The organism is Pedobacter yonginensis (genome assembly GCF_003173595.1).
GTDB lineage: Bacteria > Bacteroidota > Bacteroidia > Sphingobacteriales > Sphingobacteriaceae > Pedobacter > Pedobacter yonginense.
The window spans coordinates 336,533-356,460 of record NZ_QGNZ01000002.1; the positions used below are offsets into that span (position 1 = coordinate 336,533).

Below are 19,928 nucleotides of genomic sequence, written 5' to 3' on the forward strand. Positions count from 1 at the left end.
ACAACCTTTCGCCTAATAATTATCTAGATATTTCTAAAACTTCGAATTGCATTTTTCCAGCCGGCACTTCAATTTCGGCAAACTCTCCAACTGATTTTCCCAACAAACCTTGTGCAATTGGCGATTTAACAGATATTTTACCCGTCTTTAAGTCTGCTTCAGTTTCTGCAACCAATTGATAAGTCATGATTGCGCCGTTCTTCACATTTTTTATTTTAACTATCGATAAGGCAAGCACTTTCGATAAATCCATTTTCGATTCATCAATCAAGCGTGCATTCGCTAAGGTGTTCTTTAATTTGGCAATTTTTGCTTCATGCAAACCCTGTGCTTCCTTCGCCGCATCGTATTCTGCGTTTTCCGATAAATCACCTTTATCCCTCGCCTCTGCAATTGCTTTAGATATAAGCTGACGGCCAGTGGTTGTTAAGTAATGTACTTCCTCTTTTAATTTATCTAACCCCTCTTGGGTGTAGTATGTTACCTCTGTCATTGCTCCATTAATTTTTATTCAAACTCTATAAAAAACAAACAAGACTACATAGTTGGTTTGCTACATAGTCTTGCTTCAATTATAACGAAGATAAAATGTGGAAATTACAAAAGCAAATAAAAGAACAGGATTTTTATGATTTAAGTGTTTTAAAAACCATAAAGCGTATTAATTGGGTGTAATTAGGGCGATCCAATGCTCAAATTAATCCTCTTCATAGCGCAAAATATTTACAGCCACATTCAAATTTCATCCATTATTTTTAGCTTAGCTAAAATTATCCAGACAAGAAATGAAAAAGATATTTTCAATTGCCCTAATCTCCTATTTTGGGCTCCAAGTGGTTTCTGCACAAGAGCTCTACATGCCACGAAATATTAAGGCCGCCTACGAAAAAGGAACCCGAGCTATGGATGGCAAACCTGGTCCCAACTATTGGCAAAACCATGGTCGCTATAACATGGATATTAAAGTGGATGCCGAAACGAAGGTGGTAAGCGGCCAAGAAGAAATTTTATACAGCAACAACAGTCCCGACACATTAAGAAACCTAGCCATTCGCTTTGTAAACAATTTACATAAACCCACAGCACCACGTGGTGGAAGCGTAAGCCCAGACTTCTTGACATCTGGTTTGAATATCTCCTCATTTTCTGTTGATGGGGAGACGTACAAGGTGGATAGCAAAAACTGGGGGACGGTTGGAAGTGTGCGACTCAAAAAACCTTTGGCGCCCAAATCTAAAATCTCTGTTAAAATAGAATGGGATTATCCATTATCAAAAGAAAGTGGGCGAGAAGGTCAGATTGACCCTAATTCCTTCTTTGTGGCCTATAGCTACCCTCGTATCTCGGTTTACGATGATTACAACGGCTGGGACAGAATTCCGCATACTGACCGAGCTGAATTTTATAATGATTTTAACGACTATGTTTTCTCTGTCAAAGCACCCAAAAACTATGTGGTGTATGCAACCGGCGATTTTCTAAATCCAGATGAGGTTTTACAACCAGAAATTGCTGCCAGGCTAAAAAAATCTTACAATAGTGATGAAGTTATTCATATTGCAAATGAGCAGGAATTGAAGGACGGAAAAGTAACCGCACAAAAAGAGTGGAATACTTGGAAATTCGCAGTTGATCACGTCACAGATGTTTGCTTTGCTATGAGCAACCATTACGTTTGGGATGGTGGAAGCGTAATTGTAGATGCTAAAGCTAACCGTAGAGCAAGTGCGCAAGCTGCTTACAATCCTACAACCGGTAAAGACTTTATTAATTCAGTAAAAAATAACATTTATGCATTGGCTTGGTTTTCAAACAATTGGCCAGGTGTTCCTTATCCGTTCTCTAAAAGTATTGCTTTCCAAGGCTTTGCCGACATGGAATACCCGATGATGGTGAACGACTCTAATTTTGGCGACCCCGTATTTGCCCAGCTGGTTCAAGACCATGAAGTTGCACACACCTACTTTCCGTTTTACATGGGTATAAACGAAACCCGTTATGCCTACATGGATGAAGGTTGGGCAACTACTTTCGAATACTTAATTGGCATTGCCGAACATGGAAAGGATGCGGCAGATAAATTTTATAAAAACTTTAGGGTTAACCAATACATTAATGATAAATCTGCAGAAGAAGACCAGCCAGTTATTTCTATGTCCGATCAGGTTTCTGGAGCTGGTTACGGAAATAATTCTTACGGTAAAGCCTCCCTGTCTTATTTGGCTTTAAAAGATATGCTCGGCGATGAATTGTTTAAGAAGGCATTGCACAACTATATGAGCAACTGGAATGGAAAGCATCCTATTCCTTGGGATTATTTCAACTCTATGAGTGCAGGTTCGGGTAAAAACTTGAATTGGTTCTTCAAAAACTGGTTTTTCACCAATAACTACATTGATTTGGCCATCGATCAGGCAACCGTATCTAAAGGGAAATATGTTTTAAAAATTAAAAACACAGGAGGTTTTGCCATTCCATTTAACGTTCTGATTACCTATGAGGACGGTAAAACAGATTTGATTCATAAAAGCCCAGAGGTTTGGCAGGGCACAGAAAAAGAAATTACCTTAACCGTTAACACCACTAAAAAGGTAAAGTCAGCGGTATTGGATGGTGGTATTTTTATGGATGCCACCCCAAAAGACAATGTTTGGGCAGCAAAATAAAGCGGCAAGGCCTTGCAAATTTTAATCGAGTAAAAACAATCACTCTTTAACATAGGCGATTGCTTTTACTCAAATTTGTTTTATGATTTTAACTGTTCTCAGCCTTACAAGTCGGCTCATGTTTTACAGGAAAGTTTAGAGAATTTGCAATGAAACACATTTTATTGGCTTCTGTATGTAAAGATTCTGCCAGTTCATAATGCAGCTTGTCGGCAATTAAAACCTGTGGATGCAAGGTAACCTCTTTGAACTTGCCACTACCGTCAGCCAATTCCTCCATAGTTCCAACGGCCTCATCTTTATAATCAATAACAACAATTTCATTTTTCGAGCATAAGTGCAAATACCAAAGCATGTGGCAACTTGAAATGGAGGCTAATAGCAAATCTTCAGGATTGTATTTAGATTTATCGCCCAGAAATGCAGAATCAGATGAACCTGAAATATCGGCTTTTCCTTTTACTGAAATTACATAATCCCGATCGTAGGAACGGTAATCCATTGTGCCAGAGCCTTTATTGCCTGTCCAAATTACGGTAGTGGTATATTGATGATCTTTCGGCATAATACAAATTGGTTAGAATGTATTGCCAATTTAAGAAATAAAATCTTCGTTTTAAGGATTATTTAGCCTCAAAATTTGAGTTCAAAATAATCAGTCTCGTTTATAAATTTAAACCCCTCAACTTTTCTGCCAGTACTTCAGAAATTTTCCGGTAGCTATCAAATGTCCAGCCGCCCACGTGTGGGGTTAAGATTATTTGATCGTTCGTTTTTAATTCATTGTACCAGTTTTGCTCTTCTAAAGCAGGAAATTTTTCTGTTTGAAGCACATCTAAGCCTGCTCCTAAAATTTTTCCAGATTTTATGGCGTTTAAAACTGCCGATACATGAACGATCTCGCCGCGTGCGGTATTGATAAAGAAGATTGGTTTTTTAAAATGGAAAAAATATTCGTCATCAACCATAAGTTTAGTTTCGGCAGTTAAGGGGATGTGCAAACTAAGTACATCGCTGTACTTCACAATCTCTTCCATACTCACTTCCCGGGCAAAGGCATCGCTGAAACCCGTTTTGTATTTATCATAAGCCATAACATCAACCTCAAAACCAGCAAGTTTTTTGGCAAAGCTCTGCCCCATAAAACCATAGCCAATAATGCCCACTTTTTTACCCTTCAATTCGTAGCCGCGATTACCTTCACGATCCCAAATTCCATTTCTAATTTCTACATCCGCCTTTCGAAAGTTATTCATAAGAGACAATAACAAACCTATAGCATGTTCACCAACTGCATCGCAATTGCCTTCAGGGGCATTAATTAACTGGATATTCCTTTCAGAAGCAATCTTATCGTCAATATTATCTAAACCCGCACCAGCACGGGCAACGAATTTTAAATTTGGAGCCGCATCGAAAATCTCTCCATCAATTCTGAATTTGGTTCTAACCGCAATGCCCATATAATCCTTGATCTTTTCTAAGGTTTGCTCACGGGTAATTGAGGGTTCATCATCCACCTCATAACCCATACTTACTGCTTGTTCTTTAAAGCTAGGATGAAGGTCATCAACAATTAATATTTTTTTACTCATGATAAGGCAAAAGTAACATTTTAAGATTTTGCTTGCATCCTTATTTTAGCAAAGCAAGTAATTGTTTCAATTAACTTTACATAAGCCACAGAAGTGAACTGTAAACGAGCAATTAAACCACAAAAATATTACCCGAATATGGCTGTAATAAAATAGTTACGGGTCCTTTTTTAAACTAAGTTGCCGTTACTTTGTCTCCCTTTAACAAAACACATAAAAATTTAATTTTTTAATGAGACTATTACAATCAAGAACAATACAAATTACCCTTTTATTTTTAAGTATTTCCTTTTCTTTATTTGCACAAACTGGCGGAAAGGCCAAAATTACCGGAATTTTAAAAGACGCGAAAACACAGGAAACCATTCCTTTTGCATCAGCAGTTTTAATTAACAAAACCACAAAAGCAAATGTAAAAGTTGCGCAAACCGATTTAAATGGCGCATTTGTAATGACAGATCTTCCGGCAGGAACGTTTACATTTAAAATTAGCTTTGTGGGTTATCAAACCATGGTTAGAGATAATGTGGTGATTAGTCCAACAACTGGAACGTTAAATTTTGGCGATATTAAAATGAATACGGCCAAAGGAAACGTACTGAGCGAAGTTACCGTAACCGCACAAAAGGCAACCATGCAAATGGGAATCGATAAGAAAGTTTTTTCTGTAGATCAAAGTTTGGTAAGTGAAGGTGGTTCGGCAGGAGATTTGCTTCAAAACGTACCTTCGGTATCCACCGATATTGATGGTAATGTAAGCTTAAGAGGCTCGGCGGGTGTAAGGGTTTTAATTGATGGGAAACCATCATTAATTGCAGGTGGAAACGTTGCACAAATTTTGGCCTCTATCCCAGCAAGCTCAATCGAAAGCGTAGAGGTTATCACCAACCCATCAGCTAAATACGACGCTGAAGGACAGTCAGGTATCATAAACATTGTATTGAAGAAAAACACCAAATTGGGTTTTAATGGCTCAGTTGCCCTTACTGCTGGTAATCGTGACAACTACAACGGCAATACCAATTTGAGCTTTCAAAACAGTAAAGTAAACCTGTATGGAAACTACAGTTACCGTTATGGCAATCGCTTAGGTGGCGGCTTTCAAGACATTACCTATAAAAACACCTTGAGCTCTACTGCTTTCGCCAATCAGAATACATCTTCAACATCATTAGATAAAGGCCATAACGCGAAGGCAGGCTTAGATTATTACCTAGCTGAAAAAAGTGTGATTAGTTTATCAGGAAGTTTCAACTCTAGAGAGAATGACCGCAATGAATTGCTAAACATCAGACAATTAAGCAGCAACCTAAGCCCAGTTTTATTAAGCAATAGAAATAACATAAATTCTGGTGATGGAAGCAGTTACGATTTGAATTTAGATTTTGTTCAAAAATTTAAAAAACCTAAAGAAGAACTGACTTTTAACTTTGGCTATTCTTACGGAACAAACAATAACGATCAAACGTACAACACCAATTTCACCAACTTAAATGGCACCAGTGTTAATTTAAACCCAAGCTTGCAACGTACTTTTAATACCGGAGACAATACAAACTATAACATTCAAGCAGATTATACGCTTCCGGTGGGTAAGGCAGGCAAGGTAGAGGCAGGATACCGTAGTCAAATTCGATTGGGCAATAACGACCAATACGCAGATTCGATCTTAACCACCACAAATGTGTACGTTCAGAATAATAAGTTAATCAACAATTTTGATAGTAAAGATCAGGTGCATGCCTTATACTTAAATTATCAAAATCAGATTAAAGATTTTGGCTACCAAATTGGTTTAAGAGCAGAAGATGCTCGCTTAGACACCTATTTGGAAGGCTATACAAACAATGTACTTACCCCAGCTAACGGACAAATTCGCTACAAAAGATTATATCCAAGTGTATTTTTAACGCAAAAACTCAAAGGCGATCAACAGGTTCAATTGAGTTATACGCGTCGAGTTAACCGCCCAAGACCATGGGATACCAATCCATTTTTAGATGTTTCAGACCCGTTAAATTACAGAGGGGGTAATCCAAATCTATTGCCAGAAGATGTGCACTCCTTTGAGTTGGGCTATAGCAAATACTGGAAAAAAGTAACCTTAACTTCGAGTTTATACTTCCGTCAAACCAACGATGTAATTCAGAGGGTTAGAAGCGTGCCCAATTCTGCAGGAATCATAATTTCAACCCCGCAAAACTTAACCCAGCAAATTAACAGCGGTTTAGAGTTAATTGGCCGTTTCGATTTAATTAAAGCCCTAAGCTTTACCACCAACGTTAACTTATACCAAAGTAAATTTGATGGCGATGCAAGATATAACATTGCCGATAGAAGTGGTTTTAGTTGGAACGCCAACCTAACTGGAAACTTAACCGTAGCCAAAAATGTATCGCTACAAGTTCGTGGAGATTACCGGGCACCAGAAGTAATGGCGCAAGGCAAACGAAATGCCATGTACGGAATTGATGGTGGCGCAAAATACGATTTCCCAAACAAGAAAGCTTCTCTTAGCTTCAACGTGAGAGATGTTTTCAACACAAGAAGATGGAGCATGACTACCGATGATAATTTCACGTACATCGATTTTCAACGCCAAATGCAAGGCACAATGGGAAATTTAACCTTCTCCTACCGCTTCGGAAAAACAACATTTAATAATGTTAAAAAACAGAAAAAAGACGATCAGCAAGATAACAGACCTGACGAAGGTTCATTTTAAATCAAATAGGCGCTTAATCATATTTTTAAGCGCCTATTTTAAACAGCCAAGTATTGAAACCGCTCCTAAAATTTTGTCTTACAGGGATAATTTTGCTCAACAGCCTTTTGCTGGTTGCTGCTGAGAAGGGCGTTATTAGCGGGCGCGTTGTAGAAGAAGTTGGTGGCTTATCCATCCCCTCGGCTGTAATTTCGGTTTATGTAGATGGAATAGAGCAACTCTTAATTACCTCATCTACTGATGAAGATGGTCGATTCAGCATCAAAAATTTAAAACCCGGGAACTACCACATTAAGGTTAGTTTTGTGGGCTATGCACCGCTCGTTGTAAATGGTATTGTATTAACAGACAAAGATTTCGACAAAAATTTAGGTGCGCTCAAGCTCTCATCCGATCAAAATTCTCTTCAAGAAGTAACCATTACCGTTCAAAAACCCCCTATTGAATTTGGAGCAGATGGCGTTACCTACAATGTGGGCTCATCGCTTTTAGCCGAAGGCAGTACCGCTACAGATGTATTAAAAAATGTGCCTTTGGTACAGGTTGATATTGATGGGAATGCAACTATAGCTGGAAAACGAAACACCAGAATTTTTATAGATGGAAAACCCTCTGATTACATGACTTCCAACATTTCAGATTTACTCAATGTCCTTCCATCAGATGCAATTGAGAAAATTGAGGTGTTAACCAATCCGCCTTCAAAATACAGTGGCGATGGAGAGGGCATCATCAACATCGTAATGAAAAAGGGGTTCAAAGTTGGCTTTAATGGAAACATTGGAGTTTCTGGAGGCTTGCAAGGCAATGGAAACACCAATGCAAATGCATCTTACAGAGGCAAATCGTTTGCTATTAATGGAAGTGCTGCCTACCGATATAACATTGGTAAAGGCAATAGCCACAACTATCGCGAAAACTTTTTCCCAGATACAACTTTTTACTACGACCAATATGGAGGTTTCAAAAACAATAACACAGGCGGGAATTTTAGGTTGGGTTTCGATTGGACCATTTCCCCAAAACAAAGCTTAAGGTTATCTACCAATTACAACAACAACAATTCAACCTCAAACTCAACCACCGATCTTCATTATTTGAGTGAGGAGCTGATTGAAAAGCGACTTAGAAACCAATTGAATACTGGTGATGGTAAAAGCAATAACTTCGTTTTCAATATCGATTACGATCTGCAAACCGATACCAGTGGGGGAAAGTTATCGCTCAGCGCAACGGTGAATAACAATAACAACCTCGATTTTAGAGATTACAGCACCATTTTCGCCCAGCCCAGCACCTCCATCCCATCATTACAGCAAAACAATAATGATACTGGGAATAATGGTGTTACCCTAAATCTGGATTATGAAAAGCCTGTTTTTAAAAAGAGAGATCGGGTAGAACTCGGCTTAGCCTACAACTACAGAAAGAATGATAATGATTTGTTAATTCAAAATTTCAATTTCAATACACAACAGTTTATCACCAACATTAAACTTTCCAATCAGTTTTTATACAATGAAAACATTGCTGCGGCTTACGCATCTTACAATTACCGTAATGTGGGCTGGGGTGTTAAAACGGGTATCCGTGCAGAGCTTACCGATGTGGCTTTCGATTTATCGAATGGCCAGAATTATCAGGTAAAACCATACTTAAGTTTATTTCCGAACCTATCACTAAATCGTTTTTTTAGAAAGCGGTACAGTGTTGGTGCAACTTATAGCATTCGTGTTAACCGGCCAAGAGAGAATACTTTAAACCCTCAGGTTAACAACGTAGATACCCTAAACATCTCTTACGGTAACCCAAACCTATCGCCTTCCTACACGCATCAAATTGAGGTTAACTTTGGCGCTTTTGGTCAAAAATGGTCGTTTAATCCAAGGCTTTCCTATTCTACCAGTCAAGGCGTAATTGAGCGTTTTCGAACGGTAACCTTAATCCCTGGTACCAGCACGGCCAGAGCCGAAAGTACATTTGATAATGTAGGCACCAACAACTCGCTGGCTTTAATTTTAGTTGGCAATTACCGCCCAACTAATAAAATTTCGGCCAATAGTAACCTAAGCATTATTCAAAGCAACTACACATCAAAATTAAACAGCTCCTTAAATAGAGATGGTTTAAGCTTTAGGGCGGCGGTGGGGCTTTCTATGCAATTGCCCTTAAAAACAGCCTTCGAATCGAACCTAAACTATGCAAACAACACCAATGCCCAAGGCAGAAATAAAGGCTCAATGACTTCAAATTTTTCTGCAAGGAAGCTATTTTTCAATAACCGATTAAATTTCAGAGTAACCATTAATGATGTTTTCGGAAACAGAAGCAATACTTTTTATAATGAAGGGCAGAATTTCAGGTTGGAGAATTTCTCTACCAACAACACTCAAAATTTCACATTTAGCTTAAATTACCGTTTCACCAAAATAACCGTAAATAAAATACCTCCTCCGCCATCAGTTAAGCCACAATAAATGCTCGCGCTTAAATATTTATATTGCACTATGAATGAAACAAACCCTTGGAAAACTTTAGAGAGCCAAGTCAAGTACGATAACAATTGGATTAAACTTACCGAACATCAGGTAATTAACCCTTCTGGTGGAAATGGCATTTATGGCGTGGTACATTTTAAAAACTATGCCATCGGCATTTTACCTCTAGATCAAGACTACAACACCTGGTTGGTTGGTCAGTATCGCTACGCTTTAGATTGCTACAGCTGGGAGATTCCAGAAGGTGGCGGACCATTGAATGAAGAGCCTATAGAAAGTGCCAGAAGAGAGCTTTTAGAAGAAACGGGCATGAGTGCAAAAAACTGGTTGGAGATTCAACGCATGCATCTTTCCAATTCCGTTAGCGATGAATTATCAATCATCTATCTGGCAACAGATTTAATTCAAGGCATTGCAATGCCCGAAGAAACAGAACAACTAATTGTAAAGAAAGTCCCTTTCGAAGAAGCCTATCAAATGGTTTTAAAAGGAGACATTACCGACTCCATGAGCGTTGCAGCCATATTAAAAGCAAAGCTAATGATCGCCGAAAAATTGATTTGAGGATATTTACAAGGCATGTAGTTCTTCGCATTCAAAAATCAGCATTATTCATATCTTTGTTCCCAATTTTGAAACCAACCCAATGAGCAAATTTTTCGGATATATTTTAAGCGCTGTTTTTTATATTTTTTTTGGCTTATTTCTGTGCATTTTTCATCCCATACAGTGGCTGTGCTTTAAACTTTTTGGTTACAAGGCGCACAAAATTTCGGTTGATGTGCTTAACTTTTTCCTAACGTACTGCCAAATTATTCTGTTTAATTCCATCAGTTTCAAAAACGAATACGATTTACCCACCAACAGACCGATTATCTTTGCGGCTAACCACCAAAGCATGTACGATATTCCCTCCCTAATTTGGTTTTTGAGAAAATACCACGCAAAGTTTATCTCTAAAATTGAGCTCACGAAAGGGATCCCTTCAATATCCATTAATTTAAGGTTAGGGGGTGGCGCAAACATCAACAGAAAAGACAACAAGCAAGCCATTTCTGAAATTATTAAGCTGGGTAGAAGGATGAAGGACAACAACTGGAGTACAGTTATCTTTCCCGAAGGTACAAGAGCTAAAGATGGTCAGGTAAAAACATTTCAATTTGGCGGCATTGCAACGTTACTCAAAACTGCCCCGAATGCACTAATCGTTCCGGTAGCCATAGAAAATTCTTGGAAAATTGTCCGTTTTGGAATGTTTCCGCTAACCACAGGTCATGCAATTAGATGGACAATTTTAAAACCGATTGAGCCCGCAGAGAAAAATGCAAATGACATTACGCTAGAAGTGGAAACCGAAATTAGAAAAGTATTGGGGCAAAACCTTTAGCTGGTTTGCCAAGGGAACACGGAAGGCACAGCAGTTTTATCAATTAAATTATGAAAGTCAAAACTACAGGCTAAGGGCATTCTAATAATTAATATTAAAACAGGAATTTGTATCCCTTTACTATTGTGTTTAGATTTCTTAGGCTGTTCAAAAATATTTATTTCCTAAACCTACATCCTACCTAATTACCCAGCTCTATAAATCACTTGATTGGCCCTGTTAGATGTTTTTATTGCCAATCACCCTGAAAAACTCGTCACGGTAAGTATCTCCAACCGGAATAATCTTTTTATTTATGGTAATGCGACTGCGTTCTATGCTTTCAATTTTATCAATGGCAACAATGTACGATTTATGCACCCGTATAAACTGACTCGGAGGTAAAGCTTCTTCCATTTTTTTCATGCTTTGCAAGGTAATCACACGCTCATCTTTGGTAAAAATGGAAATATAATCCTTCAAGCCCTCAATAAAAAGAATATCATGCAGATAAATTTTTTGAATCTTATGTTCAGTTTTAACGAAGATAAAATCCTGAACTGGATTTGGTGGACTTGAAAATGCCGCTGGCGTAATAATGGGTTGGGCAACACTGGCTGGTGCTTCTAACGGTTTAATTTGATTGTGCACTTTTTCTACCGCCTTGTAAAAGCGATCAAATGCAATTGGCTTTAAAAGGTAATCAGATACATTTAAATCATAACTTTCTAAGGCATACTGCGGGTAGGCTGTTGTTAAAATGTAATGGCACTTGTTGCCCGCAATTTTCAAAAACTGTATACCCGTAAGCTCAGGCATCTGGATATCCAAAAACACCAAATTAATGCCACCACCTTGAACAATTTGTAAAGCTTCGATTGGGTTTTCGCATCTTTTAACCATCGTTAAAAAAGGTACTTTAGAAATATAATCTTCTAAAATATCAAGCGCTAAAGGCTCATCATCAACAACAATACAGTTTAAGGTCATTTTCGGTAGCTATTAATTTTAAATTTCTTTTGATGTAAAATGCTATTCTTCTAAGCAAATTATATGTCAATCATCAACTCACAAGTGTAATGGGTAGCCGAATTTACAACATTTAATTTATATCTATCAGGATAAACCAGTTGCAATCGGCGTTCAACATTGGTTAAACCCACCCCACCTTGGGCATCTTTATTTTGCTGGCTTTTTTTGTTAATTACGCTAAAATGTAAAATCTTCTGGTTGGCAATTATGTTAATTTTCACAGGCTCTGCCGGATCGTTCACCACCCCATGTTTAAATGCATTCTCCACAAAAGAAATCAGCATTAAGGGTACAATCTTCTGATTGTCAATTTCGCCATTCAAACTCAGCTCAACAAAAGCACCATCTTTAAATCTAATCTTTTGTAATTCAATGTAATTGGTTAAATAATCTACTTCCTTACTCAACGCAACCGTAGGTGTATTGCTCTCATAAATCATGTAGCGCATAATTTCCGAAAGCTTCATAATGGCATCAGCCGTTTTATCCGATTTCTGATATGCCAGCGAATAAATGTTATTTAACGAATTGAACAAAAAGTGCGGGTTTAATTGCGATTTCAAAAACTGCAACTCCATTTCCCTACGCTCGCTTTCTAAATTTCTTTGAATACGCTCGTTAGAAAACCAGTCGATGGTAAACTTGATGATGCAACTACAAATCAGGAAAAAACCAGCAGAAAACACACTGTTAATGGCAAACTGGTTTACGGTAAATTCGTGTTCTTTACCATTCATGGTGTAGGTTAACAACTCTGCCGGATTAAGCACAGCAATAACGGTTTTTATAAAAGTACCACCAATAATAAGCAAGAAAAAAGAGATGATATATAGCCAATATTTTTTCCGCTTCTTAATTAAACTCGGAATTAGAAATATATAGTTGATATAAAATAAAGACACGTTAATAATACCCAACACCCCGAACGAGAGAAAGTAATCTTTCAAAGAATGCTTACCCTTTTCAAAGAAAACTACCACAGTAATAAATAATAATATTAGCACCCAAAAAATGGTATGCAATATTAATGGACCTTTACTTTTCTTCATAATGTGTACTTATAACTGCGCATTAAACACCGCAATCGATTAGGGAAGCAAAATAAATAAACTTCTCTGCTTTAGATAACACAATCTACCAACGGGCATTATTTTTCTACCAACGGCCCAAAGGGCAAATTTTATCGACGAACGCCCAAAATGGCTGTTTATCTAGAATCTTGAACACTTGGTATAATAGATTTTAGCAACAACTTTTTCTTCAGTTCCTTTGAATCAACAAAACGAAAACAAAATGAAAAAGTTAGCAAACACCTCTCCATTCTTACTATTATTATTACCAGTATTTATGATGATTATATTAACCCTTACCGTTAATACAAATCAAAACACTAACGGCGAAATCGTTGTAAAGCCAGCCAAAACCCCAACATCTATTGTTAAGGCCATATTCAAATAAAACCAATGGGTAATTACGCTATCGAAACCGTTGGTTTAAACTTCAACTTTGGCAACCAAGCCATAGTAAAAGATTTATCGCTCCAAGTGCCCAAAGGAAGTATATACGGCTTTCTAGGTCCCAATGGAGCAGGAAAAACCACAACCATAAAAATTCTATTAAACCTGCTCAAATCCTCAAACGATCAGGTTTTTATTTTTGGTAAGGAAATCAACCATAACCGCATTGCCAGCTTAAAAAGAATTGGTGCATTGGTAGAACAACCTGCCATTTATGGGCACTTAACCGGTAAAGAAAACCTAATAAACAGGTGCATTTTATTGGGCATTAACAAAAGCAAAGCCGATGAAATGCTATCCCTTGTTGGCTTAAGCGATGCATCAAACAAAAAAGCATCAAAATACTCTTTAGGTATGAAACAACGTTTGGGCATTGCACTTGCACTTGTTTCAGATCCAGAATTGTTACTATTAGATGAACCAACCAATGGCCTCGATCCAAATGGAATCATCGAAGTGCGAAACCTCATGATCGATCTGGCCACAAAACACAATAAAACCATATTAGTTTCCAGCCACTTACTTGCCGAAATAGAACGCACAGCTACCCATGTAGGCATTATAAACAAAGGCCGTTTGCTGTTCCAAGGCACTATAAATGAATTACATTTGTTAAGCAAGCCCATGCTCGAAATAGAAGTGAGCAAAACAAGCGATGCAGCAGCTTTCTTAACCCAAGCAGGGTACGAAATTTTGGAAATTACAGATAAAAAAATAATCGTTCCCTTTACCTCCCCAGAAGATAGTGGCGCCTTAAACACGCTACTCATCCAAAAAGGTTTTACGGTAAGCAGCCTTTATCTTCAGAAAAAAGATCTAGAAAACCTATTCTTAGACATTACAAAAAACAACTAAAATGCGCTCCTTAACCATCTCCTTAGTATCCGAATTTTACAAATCCAGAAAAACACTCGCCTTTTGGGCAGCCATCATATTGCCATTCGTAATCTGTGCATTAGTAGCTTTTGGCTTTTATACAAGCTCAGATAAGGTGCTCAAAATGCACTACCTACCTATTATGCTGTGGCTACGCTACTTAGGCGCCGCGCTCGGGGTTATGGGTGTTTTAATCTTACCATTTTACGTCATTTTCATGGCTTTTTCAGTTAATAATATCGAGCATAAAAACGATACCTGGAAAACACTTTTCGCGCAGCCATTAAATAAGTTTTCCATTTATGCCGCCAAATATTTATACGCCGTAATCTTAATATTTGTTTGCCTGTTCCTTTTTGCCGCCTTCACGTTTGTATTCGGGCATCTGTTGCAGGCCTTAGTGCCCAAATACAATTTTAATCAGTACGATCCTTCTTTGGTTCTAGTTAAATTTTACGCCAAACTCTTCCTAGCATCATTAGGTATTCTATCCATTCAATTTATATTAAGCCTACTTTGGGGCGATTTTTTAAAACCCATGGGCATTGGCTTCATCGGAACAATCATGGGCATCATAACGGGCAATGTAGGTTGGAAATATGCCTATTTAATTCCTTACAGTCACCCATCATTGGTTTTAAACAGCAGTACAGCCGCCAGAAAATTATCCGATCCTTCTGATTTCCCAATCTTTACACAAGAAATTTACACCAGCTTAATTTACGCTTTGGTATTATTTGTCATTGGCTATTTCATCGTAACTAAAAAAAGTATAAAATAAACCGTCTTTAAAATTCGAAAAGCAATACCTGCCTTTCATTTTAACGGCAGCCCTTCTTTACACTACAAGTCCGCACCATAAAAAATGGTTTGCGGGCTTTTCGTTTCAATAAGGTTTAGCTAAATAAAAGCCCTACAACAAAAAAACCGCCCAAAGCGATAAACGCAACAAAGTTTCGATGTAAAAATCTCATTGTAAATCATTTTAAGTCAAGTTAAAGCGTATTTTTAAATCAAATCAAACCGACTTATAAAAAAACTATGATTAAAAGATTTACACTAACCGCTTTAGCCTTTGGCTACTGCCTCTCTGCCTTTGCACAAGACACACCCGATGCTGCCGCAGTACAGAAAATCAGAAAAGAAGGCTTAGAAAATTCCAAAGCCATGAATATCGCCTTTAACTTAACAGATGTTAATGGCCCCCGTTTATCCAACTCGCCAGGCTTAAAAAAAGCACAAGAGTGGGCAGTTAAACAACTTACCGAGTGGGGATTAAAAAACGCACATTTAGAAGCTTGGGGCACTTTTGGCAAAGGCTGGCAAATTGATAAATACTATGCAGCAACCACACTTCCGTATTACCATGCAATTATTGCTTCACCCAAAGCTTGGACACCTGGCACAAATGGCCCTATAAAATCTGAAGTCATTTTAATCAAAGCGGATAGTGTATCAGATTTGGCGAAATACAAAGGCAAACTATCAGGCAAAATCATTATGTTAGATCAAGGTACGCCATTAACCAGTGGTACGCGACCAGATTTTTCTCGCTATGCAGATACAACCTTAGCCCAAATGGCTGCGGCTAAAGCTGGTGCGCCAGCAAGGCAACGCCCAGCCGGTGGCCCTATGGCAGATCGAATGGCCCAAATGATGAAAATGCGAGAAGTTAGAGCAGCCATCAGCGCCATGCTGTTAGAAGAAAAAGTAGGCCTAATTTTAACCTATGCCCGTGGCGGACAAGGTACTTTTTTCACAAGCAATGGCGCCTCTTATGCCTTAGATGCTAAACCTGTATCCCCAGAGTTAGAAGTTTCAGCAGAAGACTTTTTACACATTCAGCGCTTGCTTCGGGCAGGAAAAGCAGTAGAGCTAGAAGCCGATATTAAAACCTCATTTTACGATCAAGACCCACAAGGCTACAATGTTATCGCAGAAATTCCCGGAACGGATAAAAAATTGAAAGACGAGGTGGTGATGATTGGCGGTCACTTCGATTCGTGGCATGCGGCAACTGGTGCAACAGATAATGCAGCTGGCTCTACCGTAATGATGGAAGCCATGCGGATTTTGAAAGCAATTGATTTTAAACCAAAACGCACCATCCGAATTGCCCTTTGGAGCTCAGAAGAACAAGGTTTATTTGGATCGAGAGGCTATGTAGCAAAACATTACGGCGACCCAAAAACGATGGTTTTAACACCCGATCAGAAAAAAATCTCAGCCTACTACAATCTAGATAACGGCACGGGAAAAATCCGAGGCGTTTATTTACAAGGAAATGAAGCCGCAGGGCCCATATTTCAGAGCTGGTTAACACCATTTAACGATCTAGGCGCAACAACCATTACCATAAACAATACAGGTGGAACGGATCATCAAGCATTTGATGCCGTTGGAATCCCAGGTTTCCAATTTATTCAAGATCCAGCAGATTACAACACCCGCACACACCACAGCAACATGGATACCTACGATAGGTTAGTAGAAGATGATTTAAAACAAGCGGCAACCATTATTGCATCCTTTGTGTACAATACCTCACAACGCGAAGCACAAATTCCAAGAAAAGAATTGCCTACGCCAGCACCGGCAAGACCTTAATACCCACAATACCTATCAAAAACAAAAGCCTGCCATTAGATAGTGGCAGGCTTAATTGCGGTTGAGAGATAGAGGCGTTAAATAATAATATTTTCTAGAAGGACAGAACTCTCTTTTTAAATGCCCAAACAATTAACTGATACGAATTTTTCAGATCTAGCCTTTTCACCATATTCCTACGGTGGGTATTTACGGTATGTTCGCTTATAAAAAGCATTTCACCAATTTCTTTGCTATTGTAACCGAGCGATAGAAGTTTAACAATCTCTATCTCTCTATCACTTATAGAGTTTTGACGATCAGAAACTAAAATCGTGTTCATCATTTTTAATGATTTGGAATGTACAGAATTCATCATAACGAATCATTTTAAACTGGACCAATAGGTTAGACAATTATTTTAATGTAATTCATAGGGAGATGTTTCCTTTAATTACAATCCAAAAGTAATTGCCAGCATCTTTAAAAAACAGCGCAATTAGCCCTAATTAAAAGGGTGTTTTTACGGTATAGAAAATAAAGCAGAGCTATTGCCAATACTTTAATTATTCACGAGTTTTATAAAAATTATCCCAAACAAATATGAACGATGACAAAAATCCTGGAAGTATTCCAGTAGAAGTAGCCAGACAAATGGTTGATGCCTACACCCGGTACAATAAAGAACATCCGAGCGATGCCTATACAAAAGCCGTTTGGTTTCCGCTAGAACAAATAGAACGCATTTACACCACATTAAAAGAACAAAACGCGGATGGTTTACGCGTTTATTTTGGACAATACACCAAAGAAACCGTTGCAGATTTACCAGATGATTACATCGGTAGAAATACCGTAATTTTTGTACCTACAACACAAGGTAAAGGTTATGGCGGAGAAGTTCACGACGACGATTTAAGTGTAGATCCCGAAAATAAAGGTGAAATTTGTCCACATTCTTGCGATGGAACCGCGCTGTAAAAATGATTAAGATCATATCTCCTTCCACTTGCGTAGAGCTTATCTGCTTAATCGTTGCAATTATCTTTTTAGCAAAAGACAAAAGTTTGTTTTGGAAAATCGCAATTGTGTATATGGCAATTACTTTTTCTACTGAAACAATTGCATCCATAATCAGTAAAGTGTTCCACCATTATAATGTATGGCTCTATAATCTTTATATATTAGTTGAACTTTGTTTTGTAAGTTTCGGCCTTTATAAATTTCTGAAGGAATATACTAACCCCAAACCGATTATTCTAGTCGGTTCGGGGTTAATGCTTTTATCATATAGTTACGATTTGTACAGTCACGGAATAACAGAATTAAACACCATTACCATCAATGTATCAGCCATAATATTTGTTATTTACAGTTTATATTACTTTCTGTTGCTCTTAAAAGACCAGAATTTTATTCAATTAAAATATCACCCCCAATTTTGGTGGGTGGTTGGTGTGCTTTTTTACTATTTCGGAGGAACGGTTATTAACTTGTTTGATGAGGTTTTGTTTGATAAAGTCAGCACAAATAATCACTTAAGATGGTATATTTATGTCCTTCTTAATGTACTTTTATATAGTTTTTGGTCATATTCCTTTATATGCAGAGCCCGGCAACGCAGGTTACATCTTTAATAATTTTAGCAACGCTTATTTTTCTGTTGATGCCTGTATTCTTGATTCTGTACATCAGGCTCTACAATAAGCATAAGAGAAATCATGTAATCGAAAAGGAGAACATGAAACAGCAATTTGATGCCGAAATTTTGAAAACCCTCGTCGAAGTTCAAGATCAAACCATGCAGAGCATCGCCACAGAATTACACGATAATGTGGGCCAATTGCTCAGCTTAACCTCCCTTACCCTTAACTCCATAAATTTAACCGATCAAGAAAAGGCCGGAAAAAAAATAGAAAATTCACTTTCCCTGCTCAGTAAATCTATTAAAGAACTTAGAGAATTGGCCAAGTTATTACATGGCGAACAAATGGTAGAACATGGCATTGGCCACGCCATCGATCAAGAAATAAGTTGGCTAAGCAAAACCGGAGCCTACGAACTTAAAGTTTCGAATGATCTGTTTGATATACAAGTATCATCGCCTGATAAAGATTTAATTATTTTACGTTTACTGCAAGAAATTATAAACAACATCATTAAGCATGCACAGGCTACAACCATTCAAATAGATACTTATTTTAGTGATAACAAGCTTTTCTTAAAAGTTAAAGAAAATGGAGTAGGCTTTAATTACGACGAAACCAAAGCAAAAAAAACAGGCATGGGCTTAAACTCAATCCACAAAAGAATAGACATGATTAATGGGAAATTAGACTTAGATTCGTCACCTCAAATTGGAACAACAATATTAATCGAAATCCCCTATCCATAATTATGCAGCTGCCCACTATACCCATTGCCATTGTTGATGACCATACACTTTTCCGTTCTGGATTAGCCAGTCTTTTAGAAGAATTTGATGAAATTGAGGTGGTTTTTGAAGCGACCAATGGAGTTGATTTACAGCATAAAATAAATAAAAATCCAGAGGTAAAACTCGTTCTGATGGATATCAATATGCCCATTATGGATGGTTACATTGCAACTAAATGGATAAAAGACAATCATCCAAAAGTTCATGTACTCGCTTTAAGTATGTTTGAGGATGAAAAAGCCATCATCGGGATGCTAAAAGCAGGAGCTGTTGGTTATATGCTAAAAGAATCTACCCCTACAGATTTACTTACCGCCATTAAAACTATTGTAGCAAAAGGATTTTTTGTAAATGAAATGGTTTCGGGTAGGCTCTTAGTCGCACTTAAAGATGGAGATACCAAACCATTATTCACAGCAAGAGAATTGTCTTTCCTCCAATTCTGCAGTAGCGATTTAACCTATAAGGAAATTGCCGATCTGATGAACGTAAGCCCTAGAACTGTTGACAACTACCGCGAATCGCTTTTTGCGAAGCTCAATATCAAATCGAGAACAGGACTTGTCGTGTACGGCATCAAGAACAACCTCATTACCATTTAATTATTTCCATTTTTTGTTAAAATAAATC

18 protein-coding genes are annotated in these 19,928 nt (G+C 37.9%); 12 read left to right on the forward strand and 6 right to left on the reverse strand.

The genetic code is table 11. The annotated features are described in order from the left end of the window. Window positions 1–19: 19 nt before the first annotated feature. Window positions 20–493: a transcription elongation factor GreA gene (greA, locus tag DHW03_RS08225; protein WP_109925274.1), complete on the reverse strand. Its 474-nt coding sequence runs from the start codon at window positions 491–493 to the stop codon at window positions 20–22. A gap of 292 nt (window positions 494–785) precedes the next feature. On the opposite strand from greA, the gene DHW03_RS08230 reads away from it, so the two are divergent. Beyond that, complete coding sequence (locus DHW03_RS08230; protein ID WP_109925275.1) at window positions 786–2,666, forward strand: M1 family metallopeptidase; 1,881 nt, start codon at window positions 786–788, stop codon at window positions 2,664–2,666. Between the two features lie 88 nt (window positions 2,667–2,754). On the opposite strand, the gene DHW03_RS08235 is transcribed toward DHW03_RS08230, so the two are convergent. Together DHW03_RS08235 and DHW03_RS08240 are read right to left on the reverse strand one after the other, a co-directional pair. Then, entirely contained in the window at window positions 2,755–3,231 is a 477-nt protein-coding gene (locus tag DHW03_RS08235; RefSeq protein WP_109925276.1) for an OsmC family protein, read from the reverse strand. A 100-nt stretch (window positions 3,232–3,331) separates the two neighbouring features. Further along, a complete protein-coding gene (locus tag DHW03_RS08240; RefSeq protein WP_109925277.1) occupies window positions 3,332–4,261 on the reverse strand; it encodes an NAD(P)-dependent oxidoreductase in 930 nt (309 codons plus the stop codon). A 232-nt stretch (window positions 4,262–4,493) separates the two neighbouring features. Between DHW03_RS08240 and DHW03_RS08245 the strand changes: the two genes are divergently transcribed. From DHW03_RS08245 to DHW03_RS08260, 4 genes are all read left to right on the forward strand, one after another. Then, complete coding sequence (locus DHW03_RS08245) at window positions 4,494–6,986, forward strand: outer membrane beta-barrel family protein (protein WP_109925278.1); 2,493 nt, start codon at window positions 4,494–4,496, stop codon at window positions 6,984–6,986. 92 nt (window positions 6,987–7,078) lie between these two features. Continuing rightward, entirely contained in the window at window positions 7,079–9,463 is a 2,385-nt protein-coding gene (locus tag DHW03_RS08250) for an outer membrane beta-barrel protein (RefSeq protein WP_240618497.1), read from the forward strand. A 30-nt stretch (window positions 9,464–9,493) separates the two neighbouring features. Then, window positions 9,494–10,048, forward strand: a complete 555-nt coding sequence (locus tag DHW03_RS08255) for an NUDIX domain-containing protein (protein WP_109925280.1) — start codon at window positions 9,494–9,496, stop codon at window positions 10,046–10,048. An 82-nt stretch (window positions 10,049–10,130) separates the two neighbouring features. Then, the gene (locus DHW03_RS08260; protein WP_109925281.1) at window positions 10,131–10,871 is read left to right on the forward strand and encodes a lysophospholipid acyltransferase family protein; all 741 of its coding nucleotides are present in this window, start codon (window positions 10,131–10,133) and stop codon (window positions 10,869–10,871) included. Between the two features lie 219 nt (window positions 10,872–11,090). Here the strand turns inward: DHW03_RS08260 and DHW03_RS08265 are convergent, their stop codons facing one another. Together DHW03_RS08265 and DHW03_RS08270 are read right to left on the reverse strand one after the other, a co-directional pair. Further along, a complete protein-coding gene (locus DHW03_RS08265; protein ID WP_109925282.1) occupies window positions 11,091–11,840 on the reverse strand; it encodes a LytR/AlgR family response regulator transcription factor in 750 nt (249 codons plus the stop codon). Between the two features lie 59 nt (window positions 11,841–11,899). After that, a complete protein-coding gene (locus DHW03_RS08270) occupies window positions 11,900–12,931 on the reverse strand; it encodes a sensor histidine kinase (RefSeq protein ID WP_109925283.1) in 1,032 nt (343 codons plus the stop codon). Window positions 12,932–13,175: 244 nt separating this feature from the next. Here DHW03_RS08270 and DHW03_RS19310 point away from each other — a divergent pair, with 244 nt between their 5' ends. The 4 genes from DHW03_RS19310 (at window position 13,176) to DHW03_RS08285 (ending at window position 16,882) form a co-directional block, all read left to right on the forward strand. Beyond that, a complete protein-coding gene (locus DHW03_RS19310) occupies window positions 13,176–13,340 on the forward strand; it encodes a hypothetical protein (protein WP_165825396.1) in 165 nt (54 codons plus the stop codon). A gap of 5 nt (window positions 13,341–13,345) precedes the next feature. Continuing rightward, complete coding sequence (locus DHW03_RS08275) at window positions 13,346–14,254, forward strand: ABC transporter ATP-binding protein (RefSeq protein WP_109925284.1); 909 nt, start codon at window positions 13,346–13,348, stop codon at window positions 14,252–14,254. Between the two features lies 1 nt (window position 14,255). Then, on the forward strand, window positions 14,256–15,056 hold the full coding sequence (locus DHW03_RS08280; RefSeq protein WP_109925285.1) for an ABC transporter permease: 801 nt from the start codon (window positions 14,256–14,258) through the stop codon (window positions 15,054–15,056). A gap of 260 nt (window positions 15,057–15,316) precedes the next feature. After that, the gene (locus DHW03_RS08285; RefSeq protein ID WP_240618498.1) at window positions 15,317–16,882 is read left to right on the forward strand and encodes a M28 family metallopeptidase; all 1,566 of its coding nucleotides are present in this window, start codon (window positions 15,317–15,319) and stop codon (window positions 16,880–16,882) included. Window positions 16,883–16,976: 94 nt separating this feature from the next. Here DHW03_RS08285 and DHW03_RS08290 read toward each other — a convergent pair whose 3' ends face one another. Beyond that, on the reverse strand, window positions 16,977–17,240 hold the full coding sequence (locus DHW03_RS08290) for a response regulator transcription factor (protein WP_109925286.1): 264 nt from the start codon (window positions 17,238–17,240) through the stop codon (window positions 16,977–16,979). Between the two features lie 224 nt (window positions 17,241–17,464). Between DHW03_RS08290 and DHW03_RS08295 the strand changes: the two genes are divergently transcribed. The 3 genes from DHW03_RS08295 to DHW03_RS08310 all read left to right on the forward strand — a co-directional run bounded on the left by DHW03_RS08295 (window position 17,465) and on the right by DHW03_RS08310 (window position 19,900). Further along, window positions 17,465–17,842: a hypothetical protein gene (locus tag DHW03_RS08295; protein ID WP_109925287.1), complete on the forward strand. Its 378-nt coding sequence runs from the start codon at window positions 17,465–17,467 to the stop codon at window positions 17,840–17,842. 622 nt (window positions 17,843–18,464) lie between these two features. Then, window positions 18,465–19,256 carry a sensor histidine kinase gene (locus DHW03_RS08305; RefSeq protein ID WP_109925289.1) on the forward strand — a complete coding sequence of 264 codons (792 nt, stop codon included), beginning with the start codon at window positions 18,465–18,467 and terminating at the stop codon, window positions 19,254–19,256. A 2-nt stretch (window positions 19,257–19,258) separates the two neighbouring features. Continuing rightward, entirely contained in the window at window positions 19,259–19,900 is a 642-nt protein-coding gene (locus DHW03_RS08310; RefSeq protein ID WP_109925290.1) for a response regulator transcription factor, read from the forward strand. Window positions 19,901–19,928 lie beyond the last annotated feature (28 nt).

Bases quoted from the DNA above. Each gene is read 5' to 3' on its own strand.
- DHW03_RS08290 (WP_109925286.1), bottom strand. From the start codon at position 17,240: ATGATGAATTCTGTACATTCCAAATCATTAAAAATGATGAACACGATT.
- DHW03_RS08310 (WP_109925290.1), top strand. From the start codon at position 19,259: ATGCAGCTGCCCACTATACCCATTGCCATTGTTGATGACCATACACTT.
- DHW03_RS08265 (WP_109925282.1), bottom strand. From the start codon at position 11,840: ATGACCTTAAACTGTATTGTTGTTGATGATGAGCCTTTAGCGCTTGAT.
- DHW03_RS08260 (WP_109925281.1), top strand. From the start codon at position 10,131: ATGAGCAAATTTTTCGGATATATTTTAAGCGCTGTTTTTTATATTTTT.
- DHW03_RS08285 (WP_240618498.1), top strand. From the start codon at position 15,317: ATGATTAAAAGATTTACACTAACCGCTTTAGCCTTTGGCTACTGCCTC.
- DHW03_RS08230 (WP_109925275.1), top strand. From the start codon at position 786: ATGAAAAAGATATTTTCAATTGCCCTAATCTCCTATTTTGGGCTCCAA.
- DHW03_RS08305 (WP_109925289.1), top strand. From the start codon at position 18,465: ATGCAGAGCCCGGCAACGCAGGTTACATCTTTAATAATTTTAGCAACG.
- DHW03_RS19310 (WP_165825396.1), top strand. From the start codon at position 13,176: ATGAAAAAGTTAGCAAACACCTCTCCATTCTTACTATTATTATTACCA.
- DHW03_RS08275 (WP_109925284.1), top strand. From the start codon at position 13,346: ATGGGTAATTACGCTATCGAAACCGTTGGTTTAAACTTCAACTTTGGC.
- DHW03_RS08245 (WP_109925278.1), top strand. From the start codon at position 4,494: ATGAGACTATTACAATCAAGAACAATACAAATTACCCTTTTATTTTTA.
- DHW03_RS08270 (WP_109925283.1), bottom strand. From the start codon at position 12,931: ATGAAGAAAAGTAAAGGTCCATTAATATTGCATACCATTTTTTGGGTG.
- greA (WP_109925274.1), bottom strand. From the start codon at position 493: ATGACAGAGGTAACATACTACACCCAAGAGGGGTTAGATAAATTAAAA.
- DHW03_RS08240 (WP_109925277.1), bottom strand. From the start codon at position 4,261: ATGAGTAAAAAAATATTAATTGTTGATGACCTTCATCCTAGCTTTAAA.
- DHW03_RS08280 (WP_109925285.1), top strand. From the start codon at position 14,256: ATGCGCTCCTTAACCATCTCCTTAGTATCCGAATTTTACAAATCCAGA.
- DHW03_RS08295 (WP_109925287.1), top strand. From the start codon at position 17,465: ATGAACGATGACAAAAATCCTGGAAGTATTCCAGTAGAAGTAGCCAGA.
- DHW03_RS08235 (WP_109925276.1), bottom strand. From the start codon at position 3,231: ATGCCGAAAGATCATCAATATACCACTACCGTAATTTGGACAGGCAAT.
- DHW03_RS08255 (WP_109925280.1), top strand. From the start codon at position 9,494: ATGAATGAAACAAACCCTTGGAAAACTTTAGAGAGCCAAGTCAAGTAC.